The sequence below is a fragment of the Endozoicomonas sp. SCSIO W0465 genome (assembly GCF_023716865.1).
GTDB lineage: Bacteria > Pseudomonadota > Gammaproteobacteria > Pseudomonadales > Endozoicomonadaceae > Endozoicomonas.
Map to the genome: position 1 here is coordinate 1,714,764 of NZ_CP092417.1, position 14,644 is coordinate 1,729,407.

A 14,644-nucleotide genomic window follows, 5' to 3' on the forward strand; every position below is an offset into this window, starting at 1 on the left:
AGGGGCTGTGCGGAGGCAGTCTGAGTGCAAAGGTGCGAGCCGACGTACAGAAATCGCATATAAGGCTGAGTCTCTGGGCGAGTGAGCCAAGGATCACAAAGCCCTATGGTTCGTGAGACACGGTAAATGCGGCGGTTGTGCACTGAAAGTTCATGTCCTTATCCGGGGAGATCTGTTCAACATGCGATTGGTAATTCCCAGTTCTCAGCCACTGGTTACAACAGGCTCGGCGAACAGGTCTCATCATCCTGTTCGAGCAAACCCGATGGCAACCAATAGCGCCAGCAGAGGTAACTCCGCGTGGTGATTGGACAGAAGTCAGCAGAGGCCATAGTAGCTGTACGACAGAAGCCATTAACGGATGGGAAGTCGTTAGCGAAGGGCCGAACATCGACGACAAAGAGGAGACTGATTCCCTCAAGGCGATGCAGCCGTCCGGCGACTCACCGTACTTGGCGACAGAATCTTTAACCAGCTTTGAACCATGATCTACTAAATTGCGTACTTGAACCGGCTAATCTGGCAAGTGCATGGAAACAGGTCAAAAGCAACAAGGGTGCTCCGGGTATTGATGGAGTCACTATTGAAGCTTATCCAGACTTTGCCAAACAGCATTGGCCTTCAGTGCGTCAAGCCTTATTGGACGGAACCTACCAGCCATCACCCGTGCGCCGACATGTTATAGAAAAGCCGGACGGCGGTGAGCGTTTGCTGGGAATCCCTACCGTGATGGATAGGGTCATACAGCAGGCCATTGTGCAGGTGCTGACCCCTGTCTTTGATCCGGGTTTCTCTCCAAACAGCTTCGGCTACCGACCGGGACGGTCAGCACACGACGGAGTCCGTCAGGTTAAGCAGTTGATCAACCGGGGGCTTCATTACGCTGTTGACGTTGATCTGAGTAAATTCTTTGATACGGTTAATCACGACGTTTTGATGTCGAGGGTCTCCCGTAAGGTCCGCGACAAACGCCTTCTGAAACTGATTGGTAGCTACCTGCGCTCCGGTGTCATGATTGAGGGCAATGTCTACCCGACCAGGGTTGGCATGCCACAGGGTGGGCCTTTATCACCCTTGCTGTCTAATGTGGTCCTCGACGAACTCGACAAGGAGCTTGAATATCGGGGTCATTGCTTTGCAAGATACTGTGATGATTTTGTGATTCTCGTCAAAAGTCAGCGTGCAGGGGATCGGGTGATGCACAGCATTACCCAATTCATTGAACGCAAATTGAAACTGAAGATTAACTCCCGGAAAAGTAAAGTTGTGAAAGCAACAGAAAGCGAATTCCTGAGTTTCACCTTCACAGGGAAGAAAGTTCGCTGGGCCCAGAAGTGTCTGGACCGATTCAAATACCGGATACTCAAGTTGACCAGTCGTCGCTGGGGTGTCTCAATGCAACATCGGTTACGCAAATTGGCACAATATATCCGGGGTTGGATGGGGTATTTCCGGTTATCGGAATATCACCGACCAATTCCCCTGCTGGATCAATGGATACGTCGGCGAATCCGTTGCTGCTTTCTGAAGCAATGGCGCAAGCCGAAAACCCGTTTTAAGAATCTGGTCAGGTTAGGCGTTGATAAAATTAACGCCGCCAAGATCGCAGCCAGCAGCAAAGGGTATTACCGTCTGAGTAAAACCTATGCGGTACAACAGGCACTGAATAACAGTTACCTCGCGAAAATTGGGCTTGTTTCATTGAAAGACTTATGGATCAGGTTTCACCATCATCGTTGAACCGCCCGGTGCGGACCCGCATGCCGGGTGCTGTGGGGAGGGCTGGAGAAAGACCGGCCCTTACCCGATTAAAAAACAGTAATTCTCCAGATCATTCTGACGACCTTTCCGCAGATAAAGGTACCGATCCATCGGATGAAAAACCCAATCCTAAAAGTCTGAGACAGTCTTCTGGTAATAAAGCCGGTGGAAAGAAAGGGCATCAGGGCACTTGTCTTAAACAGGTCGATATCCCTGACTATATTGAGTACCTTCCGGTTAAAGAATGCAATAAATGTCAGGCGTCTCTTCTTGATAGTGAGCCGGTCAAATATATTGAACGACAGGTGTTTGAACCAGGGAGACCGGGTGAATTTGAAGTAACGGCCCATAGAGCTGAAGTAAAAATCTGCACTTGTGGTTGTCGGAATCAGGCTGAATTCCCGGAAGGTGTTACCGCTGCCGCACAATATGGCTCAGCCACACAGGCTATGGCCGTCTATCTTAACCAATACCATTTCCTGCCTTTTAAGCGCGTGTCAGAGTATTTTAATACTCTCTATAAAATGAGTGTAAGTGCAGGCACTGTCGCCAATTTTGTGGCCAGAACCTATGAAAATCTGGCTTCTACTGAAGAGGTTATTCGTGACGCCTTGCGGGAATCGTCTGTTGCCGGAGCCGATGAAACGGGTATGCGGGCCGAGGGCTCTTTGCACTGGCTACACGTTATGCGGGATGAACAATGGACGCTCTACTACTTGTCTGAAAAGCGAGGTCGTGAGGCCATGGACACGATGGGCATACTGCTAACATTTGCAGGCGTTCTGGTTCATGATCATTGGAAATCCTATTTTGCATATGCGGCAACTCACGTACTTTGCAATGCCCATCACCTGAGGGAGCTTTTGGGCTAAGTTACCGTTAATGGTTGAATCAGCTAAACTCCCATAAAATCTACGTTGTAGGGGAGTGATATGCAATCTGAACTCTTCCAGAATTGTATTGATTCCATTTCAACATTAACCAGTGAACAGCGAGACATTCTTAACAACTCGCTCCTTAGTACTCAAATAGAGGTTACCGAGGTAGTAGAAACCACTGACTCTGAACCTGTTTACAGTGAATCTATACCCAATAACGATAATGCAACACCTGACGTAGAAAAGAGCATACTTGCCCAATTTGCCGAAAACCCCAGGTGCCCCAAATGCAAAAGCCATAGCGTTGGTCGCTGGGGCATACGAAATGGCCGACAGCGCTACCACTGCAAGACTTGCGACTCAACGTTTAACGCCTTTAGTGGAACGCCTTTGGCAAGGCTCAGGCACCCTGAAAAATGGAACAAGTACCTCGCAGGTATGACTCACTCTATGGTCTTGCGACCAGCTGCTGCTGAGAATGCCATTGACTTGAAAACTGCGTTCCGCTGGCGTCACCGCTTTCTTGAAGTGATTAATAATGATCAAGCAGAAGAGCTTTGTGGCATTACTGAGCTTGATGAAACATTTTTCCGTGAATCCTTCAAAGGGCAAAGAGAAGGCCTTCCACGGCCAACCCGAAAGCGGGGTAATGATCCCAACAAAGCCCGAAAAGTCCCGGTAATGGTGGCTCGGGACCGTAATCGAAATACCGTTGACGGTGTATTAGAAAACGAAAGTGCTAATGAATTGTGCAGGCATTTAAATGGCCGCATATCGATACAGGCCACGGTCTGTGCGGATGCACACCTCGCTCACGAAAAACTTGCTGACAAGCTTGGATTTGTCTTCAAGGAGCTGGTGACATCAGCAGGTCAACATGTTGTTGAAGGCATCTACCACATCCAGACTGTAAATTCTTATCACAGTCATTTAAAACGCTGGATTGGTGGCGTATTCCAAGGGGTTGCAACTCGTTACCTTCCCCATTATCTGGCCTGGAGGCGAGAACTGACGGCAGCAAAAAAATTAACTGTTGGCCGGTTGATCAGCAGAATTACTGAACATTGGTGCTTCCAACCATTAACGGTAACTTAGCCGAGCTTTTGGGTGTTGTTGATAGGGACAGCAATCAACTGGCGTTGCGATTGATGAAGCTACTGAGGCTTTCCTGGCATTACTGCAAGGGCTTTAAGACCATAGGTATGCTACAGATGCCAAGTGTTGTCTGTGAACGAATCGAGAAGATTTATGACCGGTTGCTTCAGCGGGCTCTAATGAAAGAAGTCGTCTATATGGAGAAGCAACGAGAGGAGCTTAAGCGCAAGAAAGTCAAGAATACTAAAGCTTACAATCTCTTCAAACGACTCACTGAGTTCAAGGCTGAGACACTGCGCTTCATGTCAGATTTTACCATTCCCTTCGATAACAATGGCAGTGAGCGGGATGTTCGAATGGCCAAGTTAAAGCAGAAAATCTCAGGCTGCTTCAGGAGTGCAGACGGTGGTTCTATGTTTGCACGGATTCGCAGCTATTTGTCGTCTGCCAGAAAACAGGGAATGGACATATATCAATCACTTCATAGAGCTGTTCGGAATTACTGTAATATGCCTTTGCTCAGTGCTGAATAGTTACCCCTGAACTAAAGGAGAACCTTAATGAGCAGAGGCGTTAATAAAGTCATCCTGGTTGGGCATGTCGGGCAGGACCCCGTCGTGCGCTATACCCCCGGTGGCGAAGCGGTGGCCAACATCAGTCTTGCTACCTCGGAGAAATGGAAGGACCGGAACGGACAGCCACAGGAAAGAACCGAGTGGCACCGCATCGTCACCTTCGGCAAGCTGGCAGACATTGCCCAGCAGCTGGTGCGCAAGGGCAGCAAGCTCTACATCGAAGGCAAACTCCAGACCCGCAAGTGGCAGGACAATCACGGCCAGGACCGATACACCACGGAAGTCGTGGTCACCGGCTTCAACGGACAGATTCAGATCCTGGACAAGCTGAATGAGCAGCCTGCCCAGCAACAACAACAGCATCAGCCACCACAACACGCCGCTCACCACGGCAACCATCACCAGCCACAGAACACCCGCTACCCAACCAAGACGAACCCGCCGTCATCGCCACCCGCTGAGGGGTATGACGACTACGATGACTCGATTCCTTTCTAGTTCTCGTCCAAAAACGCATCAGGCAATCATAATTAGATTGTACGTGCGTTTTGATATTTCCTGAAATTCCAGAGAGCCGCAAAAACTCTTCCCTTTTTTTCTCTAATCTGGGACGGATATTGGAGAAAAACGCGAAAAGCAGGCAGAAAACATCCTCCCACCATGCTGGAAAGGTACTTTCATGTAGCGTGGAGGTGGCTATCAGGATGGTGCCGGGTGTCTGGCCAGAATCACCAGGTTGTAACAGACCACCGATAACCAGCAATGAGAATCAAAACGCTCAGAACCCTTGCAGTGGCAACGTGATAGCCCAAAACATCTCTTTAGCCACGAAATTCCCGCTTCAATACCTGCCCGGAAGCGAAAGAGCGTTTTATACACATACTGACTTTTAGTCATCTCTTCGACTTCAAGTCCGCGCTTCTTATTAAAAGCTACATCGCTGATTCCCATGGCCTTGGCTTTTTCCAAATTAGCGCGACACGCGTATCCGCCGTCACCGCTTGTCTGGCGAGGTACACGACCATAAATTTCTTTGGCTCTATTTGATTTCCGAACTGCTCTGCAGTGAAAATTGGATGTGGACCACGCAATGTAAGGCTTGAGGGCAAATTGCCGAGCAAAGCTCTGAGAGCCTTTAATGATAAGTGCTTCAGCCAGGTTCAATCTGGGAACAGTCTGTAATCCAATAAGAGCCATTTCTTTTTGTCTTTCCATCATCGGAATGAATTGGTCCGAATCCGCTGGGTTACCTTCCTCAATAACCAGGTCCAGGATCAATCGACTTTTTCCCTGAACCAGGTTCAGTTTATGGCCATACTGTACTTGCCGCCTGTCTTTTACGATGATATCCGTATGGGGTTCATACAGGCTAACCACTTTTTCCTGGGCTGGCACCTTTTCACCCTTAAAGACCCTGCGCTCTGTCTGGGAGACTATTGCATCCACCAGGGGTAACAGGTGATCCACATCGGCCTGCCACTTGTCGGCATCATCAGCCAGGAGACACTGCCCCTGCTGACGGGCGTTTGCTAGCGTGACAGTAGCTTCGATAAGTACCTTCCGGGATTTTCGGGTCAACTGCAGCAGTTTTTTATAATGCTGATGCCGCTCTTCTTTGCCAGCGTAGATGCATTTTCTGGCCGCATCTTTTACGGCTCGGTTGTGATGGGTATATTCATAAAGCGGTGTCGCTGTCAGTGTTTGTCCCCGTTCCAGCAGCCGACAAATTTCTTTAACGGAACTGGCTAAAAGATCACTGTCGCAAGGAGGTTTGATATCCGATTCGGTGACTGTGCTGTCAATAGCCACAGTGCGCCCTTTTTCAATACCCTGATCTTTAGCGGTCATTAGCTGACAGTTATTAATCCGTTCCCATGTAGATGCAGTAAGAAGGCTGATGAGCCCATGCAAACTGGAGCGACTGGGGCGCTGGTTTGGTTCGAGGCGACAAAAGTCTCGAAAGAGCATGGAGTCCATCAAAACAAACGACAAGTAGTCATAATCACAATTCAAATACTGTTTCAGGAGTGCCGCACGAAGAACGGATTCTGCTGATAGTCCGTTCCGCCCAGTGTTCTGTTTATCACCAGAACTTAAGTCCTCATAAATCCAGTCATTGAACTGTGGATGGGCGTCAAGCCATTGCGAGATACCGGAAAGCTGGGAGCAGATTTCATGAGGTACGTAATGGAGTTCCATACTACACTGCGGGTTGCGTTTTTTGCGCATTTGGAGTCCTCTGTTTTTGGCAATCCCTTATGTTTCTTGCTCTTGGGAAGTTTAGTCGCCAGATAGCAGTAGGGCTCCACTTAATTTTTCAGGATAAAATCTACAGTTTTCAATTGGTTGTGTTTTTGGACGAGAACTTTCTAACCCAACGGAGAATGGCAGCCCATGGATGGATTAACGGCCGATGACCTGGCTCTGGCCCTGGAGATCAAACATAAACGCGCAGCGGGCATCAACACCCGCAAAGAGGAAGCGGAACTCTCGGAAAAAATCCGCATTGCAGATCGGATCGGCGATCGAATGGGAGGACTGCCACTGGATGCTGAAACCGTGATGATCGAAATGACCGCCCTGATCGTGGCCATTACCGTGGGTATTCACAGCCCTCTAGCGAGGGATCAATCCATGCTGGTCACCGGACTGATCCTGCAACGCCTGCAGGAAAATGACCCGTACCCTAACCATCATTCAACGGAACGCATTCACTGATAGACACCAGAGCAGTCACACAACGCTGAAGAGCAAGGAAGCGAGAGGACGTTGACTATGGACAACACAGTGCTTAATAAAAACAGCACCATCACCAGCCTAGATCAGGCTGAACTGAAAATCCGACGCGCCGGTATCATTCGACTCAACCCTGAAGGGCATGAGCAGGTAGAAGGTGAGGAGCTGCTGCAAACCGTCTGTGGCTTTAACCTGGAATCCAAAACCGTGGCTCAGGCGATTAAACGACAGATCGCAAAGCATGAGTTTTGCGAAGGAAAGGACTTTACAACATCGATGTTGCAAAGTTCTGGAGGCCGTCCCAGACGGGTTTATCACTTTTCGGTGAATGCCGCGAACCATGTTCTGCTGTCCGCCATGACCCAGGAAGGCAAACAGGCCAGACAAGAGGCCATTGATGAAAAGCGGAAACAGCAACTCACGGATGCGCTCAATATACATCCGTCATCCGAAAAGCCAGCGCTGGATCAACGGGAGAACGACACACCGCAGGTGTTGCTCGAAATCAACATGGCCACTTCCCTGAAAGCCATCGCCTTTGCCGAAGCACTGGGCTTTACCGGCAACCAGAAACTGCTCTCCGCTGACCGGCTGCTGAAAAGCCAGATCGGTTTCTCCCCGCTGGAAGCCATGGGTCAGAGACAACTGATCGCACCCGTTCAGCAAATGACATTTACCCCAACCCAGCTCGGGCAGATGATGACATCACCCCAGGACGCCCGAGAGGTAAACCGACGGCTGGAAGCAGCAAGACTGCAAACCAAGATCGACCGGCAGTGGATACCGACCGACCTTGGAACGCCGTTCTGTGAAATCCTCGACACCGGGAAGTCCCACCACAGCGGTACTCCGGTAAAGCAGGTGAAGTGGTATCAGACCGTGCTGGATCGTTTAGTTCCCAGGACCGATGCCGGCCCCGAAACGGTGCCAATGGATCGGAATAGCCACGATGCTGACCCACCACTGTATGGGTCAGACGAAGACTGCGAGCCCGTGCCAAGAAAACCAAAGCGCAAACGGAACCGCTACGAGTTGGACGATTACTTCTCACTGGTGGAACTGGGGGAATTTATTGGCAGAAGCCGTCAGCATGTGGTCGAGGTGCTGGAGAAACACCGTATCATCAAATGGACCGGACAGGGGAAAAAAGGGAAATACCTGCTCACCGATAGGGGCTGGCAGTACGGCCTGATGTACGACCCCACCGAAACCCTATTTCATAACCGACAGAGCAAGCGACTGACCACCAGTAACGCACAGCCGGTACTGGGTTATGACATCCTGAAATTTTTCCATTAAAACCGGAGATGATTCAGGAAGCAGAAGAACACGCTTCATGGCAGTTGAAGCATCTTACGGGATAACAGAACCCTGTTATCCGATCGCCAGGAAAGGAGACCATGGCATGGACGTGAAATCCCCCATCGAATGCATCAATTACTCAACCCGCGAAGCCGCGTTGTACATCGGGGTCTGTAAAAGTGCTCTGGATAAATCAAGAGTATCGGGCGTGCTGTTTGGCCAGACCCCGCCCCCATTTCTCAAACTCGGACGTTCCATCCGCTACCGGGTCGAAGACCTGAAAGCGTGGCTGGACCAGCAGCAATCCTATGAAACCCTGGCACAGGCTGAGTCGGATAAAAATTTCGGCGACTATCCGAACTGATTCCGAACCTGACCAAACGCACAAAAGGCTTCCGTAGGGAAGCCTTTGTTTTTTCTACACTTTAAATTGGGTGCCTGGCGATGACCTACTCTCACATGGGGAAACCCCACACTACCATCGGCGATAAGTCATTTCACTGCTGAGTTCGGGATGGGATCAGGTGGTTCTAACTTTCTATGGTCGCCAGGCTTATCTGGTTGTCGGTTAACAGTGAACAGTGAACAGTTGACTGTTATCAGTTATCACTATTAACCAGGAATCCACTATTTAAGCTTTATATTCTTGCATAACACTCTACATGTATGGCTCTAACTGTTCACAGTAAACTGTCTACTGTCTACTGTCTACTGTCTACTGTCTACTGGAGATCGCTTTGGCGTTATATGGTCAAGCCGCACGAGTCATTAGTATTGGTTAGCTCAACGCCTCACAGCGCTTACACACCCAACCTATCAACGTCCTGGTCTTGAACGGCTCTTTAGGAGACTTAAAGTCTCAGGGAAGTCTCATCTTGAAGGGGGCTTCCCGCTTAGATGCTTTCAGCGGTTATCCCGTCCGAACATAGCTACCGGGCAATGCGTCTGGCGACACAACCCGAACACCAGTGGTCCGTCCACTCCGGTCCTCTCGTACTAGGAGCAGCTCTTCTCAAACTTCCAACGTCCACGGCAGATAGGGACCGAACTGTCTCACGACGTTCTAAACCCAGCTCGCGTACCACTTTAAATGGCGAACAGCCATACCCTTGGGACCGGCTTCAGCCCCAGGATGTGATGAGCCGACATCGAGGTGCCAAACACCGCCGTCGATGTGAACTCTTGGGCGGTATCAGCCTGTTATCCCCGGAGTACCTTTTATCCGTTGAGCGATGGCCCTTCCATGCAGAACCACCGGATCACTAAGACCTACTTTCGTACCTGCTCGAGATGTACCTCTCGCAGTCAAGCGTGCTTGTGCCTTTACACTAACCGTACGATGTCCGACCGTACTTAGCACACCTTCGTGCTCCTCCGTTACTCTTTGGGAGGAGACCGCCCCAGTCAAACTACCCACCACACAATGTCCCCGATCCCGTTTCGGGACCCGGGTTAGAACCTCAATATTGCCAGGGTGGTATTTCAAGGTTGGCTCCACGATGACTGGCGTCACCGCTTCAAAGCCTCCCACCTATCCTACACAAGCAACATCAAGATCCACTGTGAAGCTGTAGTAAAGGTTCACGGGGTCTTTCCGTCTAGCCGCGGATACGCTGCATCTTAACAGCGATTTCAATTTCACTGAGTCTCGGGTGGAGACAGCGTGGCCATCGTTACGCCATTCGTGCAGGTCGGAACTTACCCGACAAGGAATTTCGCTACCTTAGGACCGTTATAGTTACGGCCGCCGTTTACCGGGGCTTCGATCAAGAGCTTCTCCCACCTCCAAATTTTTCTTGCTGACTGCGTTAAACGTCTTCGCTCGTTCAGTCATTTACTTGTATGTAAACTCCTTCACTCGCTCAGCCGTTTGCCTTGCAGCAAAAAAAATTTGGGGGTGGGATAACCCCATCAATTAACCTTCCGGCACCGGGCAGGCGTCACACCGTATACGTCCACTTTCGTGTTGGCACAGTGCTGTGTTTTTAATAAACAGTCGCAGCCACCTGGTATCTTCGACCAGCCTCAGCTTACGGAGCAAGTCCGATCACCAAAGCCGGCGCACCTTCTCCCGAAGTTACGGTGCCATTTTGCCTAGTTCCTTCACCCGAGTTCTCTCAAGCGCCTTGGTATTCTCTACCTGACCACCTGTGTCGGTTTGGGGTACGGTCCCTTCTGACCTGATGCTTAGAGTTTTTCCTGGAAGCATGGCATCAATCACTTCAGTTCCGTAGAACCTCGTCATCAATTCTCGGCATTCTCAATTAAGAGAGCGATCCGGATTTGCCTGGATCCCTTGCCTACTATCTTAAACGCAGACAACCAACGCTGCGCTGACCTAGCCTTCTCCGTCACTCCGTCGCAGTCAGAAGGGGTACAGGAATATTGACCTGTTTCCCATCGATTACGTCTTTCGACCTCACCTTAGGGGCCGACTCACCCTGCGCCGATTAGCGTTGCGCAGGAACCCTTGGTCTTCCGGCGGGGGAGCTTCTCACTCCCCTTGTCGTTACTCATGTCAGCATTCGCACTTCTGATACCTCCAGCACACCTCCCGATGCACCTTCAACGGCTTACAGAACGCTCCTCTACCGGTTCAGTAGACAGTTGACAGTAGACGGTGGACGGTTTTGCCTTGAGTCATTGGTGACTTTTGTGCAAATTCGTTAGCATTTTGGCAATTGTCTGGTATTCAGTTTTCAGGTGTTCCCACTGATTTTTCTCGATGTATCCGAGATCCAGTGAGTATCTGATCCATACTCGCATTTCGTCGGCTGATCCGATGGCCATTAATAAGAACCTTCGAAATTCAGCTTTTGAAATACTCATTTTGCCATAGCCTTCAGCAACATTTGCGCATATGCCTTTACTGGCTCTGCGCATTTGATCAGCAAGCCCACGCACTTGTTCATGCTTTGGAAAGTCAAATGTTAGCTTATGAACTTCAAGTGAAGTCCGATACGCTTTTTTGAAAACTTCCAATTGCTCAAAACCTTGCATGACTTACTCAACAAACTGTGTACTGTCCACTGTCAACTGCCCACTGAACCCCGTAGCTTCGGTGAACAGTTTGAGCCCCGTTAAATCTTCCGCGCGAGCCGACTCGACCAGTGAGCTATTACGCTTTCTTTAAAGGGTGGCTGCTTCTAAGCCAACCTCCTGGCTGTCTGGGCCTTCTCACATCGTTTCCCACTTAACTGTTACTTTGGGACCTTAGCTGACGGTCTGGGTTGTTTCCCTTTCCACGACGGACGTTAGCACCCGCCGTGTGTCTCCCGTGATTGCACTCATCGGTATTCGGAGTTTGCATGGGGTTGGTAAGTCGGGATGACCCCCTAGCCCAAACAGTGCTCTACCCCCGATGGTGAGACACGAGGCGCTACCTAAATAGCTTTCGAGGAGAACCAGCTATCTCCGGGCTTGATTAGCCTTTCACTCCTATCCACAGGTCATCCGCTAGCTTTTCAACGATAGTCGGTTCGGTCCTCCAGTTGATGTTACTCAACCTTCAACCTGCCCATGGATAGATCGCCCGGTTTCGGGTCTACTCCCAGCGACTGTTGTTCCGAAGAACACGCCCTATTAAGACTCGGTTTCCCTACGGCTCCCCTATGCGGTTAACCTTGCCACTGAAAGTAAGTCGCTGACCCATTATACAAAAGGTACGCAGTCATCAGTGGACAGTTGACAGTAGACGGTGAACGGTTCAGGAAGTGCCTGTTTCTGGCTCCCTGTTCCATTCCGACGTTCTATCATCCAGCGACGGTGTTTCAGCCTTGCAGTCAACCGTGCTTTTGCACATTAACTGTCTACTGTCCACTGTCAACTGTCCACCGACTCCCACTGCTTGTACGTACACGGATTCAGGTTCTATTTCACTCCCCTCAACGGGGTTCTTTTCGCCTTTCCCTCACGGTACTGGTTCACTATCGGTCAGTCAGGAGTATTTAGCCTTGGAGGATGGTCCCCCCATGTTCAAACAGGATTTCACGTGTCCCGTCCTACTCGATTTCACAATGATTGGCCTTTCGTGTACGGGGCTATCACCCACTATGGCGACACTTTCCAGAGTCTTCCACTAAACCAAAAATTGCTTAAGGGCTGGTCCCCGTTCGCTCGCCGCTACTGGGGGAATCTCAATTGATTTCTTTTCCTCCGGGTACTTAGATGTTTCAGTTCCCCGGGTTCGCCTTCCAAAGCCTATGTATTCAGCTAAGGAATAACGGCTTATGCCGTTGGGTTTCCCCATTCGGAAATTCCTGGATCACAGCTTGTTTATCAGCTCCCCAAGACTTATCGCAGATTACCACGTCCTTCATCGCCTCTGACTGCCAAGGCATCCACCGTGTACGCTTAGTCACTTGACCATATAACCCGAAGCAATCTGTTTCAGGTTCGCTTCCCGCCACCCGCTACCCGCGGCCCGTAAAAGCAATGGTAAATAACTACCTTAACGATCAAATGAATTCATATCGCTATGAATTCATCGCCATACACATTAGCTATTACCTTTCGGTAATTAACTTGAGAGTGTCTCAGCAAGAATTTTCATTAAAAACCGAAGTTTCTAAATCAATTCAGCTTAATTTGGATTCCACATTTTAAAGAACAATGACATAACTGCGAATGCAGTTTTATTATCAAACAATTCGTGTGAACGCTTATGGACGGCGGTTGGTTAGTATCAATTAAGGAGGTGATCCAGCCCCAGGTTCCCCTAGGGCTACCTTGTTACGACTTCACCCCAGTCATGAATCACTCCGTGGTAATCGTCCTCCCGAGGGTTAGACTAACTACTTCTGGAGCAACCCACTCCCATGGTGTGACGGGCGGTGTGTACAAGGCCCGGGAACGTATTCACCGTGACATTCTGATTCACGATTACTAGCGATTCCGACTTCATGGAGTCGAGTTGCAGACTCCAATCCGGACTACGATGCACTTTCTCAGATTAGCTCCACCTCGCGGCTTGGCAACCGTCTGTATGCACCATTGTAGCACGTGTGTAGCCCTGGCCTTAAGGGCCATGATGACTTGACGTCGTCCCCACCTTCCTCCGGTTTGTCACCGGCAGTCTCCCCAGAGTGCCCACCATCACGTGCTGGTAACTGAGGACAAGGGTTGCGCTCGTTGCGGGACTTAACCCAACATCTCACGACACGAGCTGACGACAGCCATGCAGCACCTGTCTCTGCGTTCCCGAAGGCACCAATCTATCTCTAGAAAGTTCGCAGGATGTCAAGGCCAGGTAAGGTTCTTCGCGTTGCTTCGAATTAAACCACATGCTCCACCGCTTGTGCGGGCCCCCGTCAATTCATTTGAGTTTTAACCTTGCGGCCGTACTCCCCAGGCGGTCTACTTATCGCGTTAGCTGCGTTACCAGTCGTACAAGACAACCGACAACTAGTAGACATCGTTTACGGCGTGGACTACCAGGGTATCTAATCCTGTTTGCTCCCCACGCTTTCGTACCTCAGCGTCAGTATCAGGCCAGAGTGTCGCCTTCGCCACTGGTGTTCCTTCCTATATCTACGCATTTCACCGCTACACAGGAAATTCCACACTCCTCTCCCGTACTCTAGCCACCCAGTTTTGGATGCAGTTCCCAGGTTGAGCCCGGGGCTTTCACATCCAACTTAGGTAGCCGCCTACGCACGCTTTACGCCCAGTAATTCCGATTAACGCTCGCACCCTCCGTATTACCGGGCTGCTGGCACGGAGTTAGCCGGTGCTTCTTCTGTGGGTAACGTCACAGCTGCTGGGTATTAACCAGCAACCTTTCCTCCCCACTGAAAGTGCTTTACAACCCTAGGGCCTTCTTCACACACGCGGCATGGCTGCATCAGGCTTTCGCCCATTGTGCAATATTCCCCACTGCTGCCTCCCGTAGGAGTCTGGGCCGTGTCTCAGTCCCAGTGTGGCTGATCATCCTCTCAGACCAGCTACGGATCGTCGCCTTGGTAGGCCTTTACCCCACCAACCAGCTAATCCGACGCAGGCTCATCTGATAGCGAAAGGTCCGAAGATCCCCTCCTTTCCACCGCTCTTGAAGAGCTAGTGCGTATGCGGTATTAATCCGGATTTCTCCGGGCTATCCCCCACTACCAGGCAGATTCCTACGTGTTACGCACCCGTCCGCCGCTCGTCGGCAAAGAGCAAGCTCTTCCCGCTACCGCTCGACTTGCATGTGTTAGGCCTGCCGCCAGCGTTCAATCTGAGCCATGATCAAACTCTTCAGTTTAAATCGGTTTGTCATTTTATTCCGAAGAACAAAACAACGGCTCAATGTCACAATTA

Annotated in this window: 9 protein-coding genes and 3 rRNA genes; 8 read left to right on the plus strand and 4 right to left on the minus strand. The window is 50.3% G+C overall.

The genetic code is table 11. The features are described from left to right. Window positions 1-477 precede the first annotated feature (477 nt). Genes ltrA through ssb form a run of 5 tightly spaced genes read left to right on the plus strand, consistent with a single transcriptional unit; the run spans window position 478 to window position 4,807 of the window. Window positions 478-1,740, plus strand: coding sequence for a group II intron reverse transcriptase/maturase (gene ltrA, locus MJO57_RS07305; protein WP_252017357.1), 1,263 nt, complete (start codon window positions 478-480; stop codon window positions 1,738-1,740). Beyond that, on the plus strand, window positions 1,737-2,633 hold the full coding sequence (locus MJO57_RS07310) for an IS66 family transposase (protein WP_252024121.1): 897 nt from the start codon (window positions 1,737-1,739) through the stop codon (window positions 2,631-2,633). The genes ltrA and MJO57_RS07310 overlap by 4 nt, the downstream gene beginning before the upstream one ends. Window positions 2,634-2,693: 60 nt before the next feature. Further along, window positions 2,694-3,734, plus strand: a complete 1,041-nt coding sequence (locus tag MJO57_RS07315; RefSeq protein ID WP_252024123.1) for an IS1595 family transposase — start codon at window positions 2,694-2,696, stop codon at window positions 3,732-3,734. Next, entirely contained in the window at window positions 3,707-4,267 is a 561-nt protein-coding gene (locus MJO57_RS07320; RefSeq protein WP_252024125.1) for a transposase, read from the plus strand. Before MJO57_RS07315 ends, MJO57_RS07320 begins: the two co-directional genes overlap by 28 nt. Window positions 4,268-4,294: 27 nt before the next feature. Continuing rightward, window positions 4,295-4,807, plus strand: a complete 513-nt coding sequence (gene ssb, locus MJO57_RS07325; RefSeq protein ID WP_252020718.1) for a single-stranded DNA-binding protein — start codon at window positions 4,295-4,297, stop codon at window positions 4,805-4,807. A 201-nt stretch (window positions 4,808-5,008) separates the two neighbouring features. Here the strand turns inward: ssb and MJO57_RS07330 are convergent, their stop codons facing one another. Further along, complete coding sequence (locus tag MJO57_RS07330) at window positions 5,009-6,538, minus strand: transposase (protein WP_252024127.1); 1,530 nt, start codon at window positions 6,536-6,538, stop codon at window positions 5,009-5,011. A 165-nt stretch (window positions 6,539-6,703) separates the two neighbouring features. Between MJO57_RS07330 and MJO57_RS07335 the strand changes: the two genes are divergently transcribed. The 3 genes from MJO57_RS07335 to MJO57_RS07345 all read left to right on the plus strand — a co-directional run bounded on the left by MJO57_RS07335 (window position 6,704) and on the right by MJO57_RS07345 (window position 8,711). After that, complete coding sequence (locus MJO57_RS07335; protein WP_066017883.1) at window positions 6,704-7,027, plus strand: hypothetical protein; 324 nt, start codon at window positions 6,704-6,706, stop codon at window positions 7,025-7,027. A gap of 69 nt (window positions 7,028-7,096) precedes the next feature. Continuing rightward, a complete protein-coding gene (locus tag MJO57_RS07340; protein WP_252020720.1) occupies window positions 7,097-8,344 on the plus strand; it encodes a hypothetical protein in 1,248 nt (415 codons plus the stop codon). A 106-nt stretch (window positions 8,345-8,450) separates the two neighbouring features. Beyond that, window positions 8,451-8,711, plus strand: coding sequence for a helix-turn-helix domain-containing protein (locus MJO57_RS07345; RefSeq protein ID WP_066017891.1), 261 nt, complete (start codon window positions 8,451-8,453; stop codon window positions 8,709-8,711). A gap of 72 nt (window positions 8,712-8,783) precedes the next feature. Here the strand turns inward: MJO57_RS07345 and rrf are convergent. The 3 genes from rrf to MJO57_RS07360 form a co-directional block, all read right to left on the minus strand. After that, window positions 8,784-8,899, minus strand: a 5S ribosomal RNA gene (rrf, locus tag MJO57_RS07350). Window positions 8,900-9,094: 195 nt separating this feature from the next. Then, window positions 9,095-12,714, minus strand: a 23S ribosomal RNA gene (locus MJO57_RS07355). Window positions 12,715-13,036: 322 nt separating this feature from the next. Beyond that, window positions 13,037-14,588: ribosomal RNA gene (locus MJO57_RS07360) — 16S ribosomal RNA — on the minus strand. Together the 16S, 23S and 5S rRNA genes form the textbook arrangement of a ribosomal RNA operon. Window positions 14,589-14,644 lie beyond the last annotated feature (56 nt).

Bases quoted from the DNA above. Each gene is read 5' to 3' on its own strand.
- MJO57_RS07315 (WP_252024123.1), top strand. From the start codon at position 2,694: ATGCAATCTGAACTCTTCCAGAATTGTATTGATTCCATTTCAACATTA.
- ssb (WP_252020718.1), top strand. From the start codon at position 4,295: ATGAGCAGAGGCGTTAATAAAGTCATCCTGGTTGGGCATGTCGGGCAG.
- MJO57_RS07330 (WP_252024127.1), bottom strand. From the start codon at position 6,538: ATGCGCAAAAAACGCAACCCGCAGTGTAGTATGGAACTCCATTACGTA.
- MJO57_RS07335 (WP_066017883.1), top strand. From the start codon at position 6,704: ATGGATGGATTAACGGCCGATGACCTGGCTCTGGCCCTGGAGATCAAA.
- MJO57_RS07345 (WP_066017891.1), top strand. From the start codon at position 8,451: ATGGACGTGAAATCCCCCATCGAATGCATCAATTACTCAACCCGCGAA.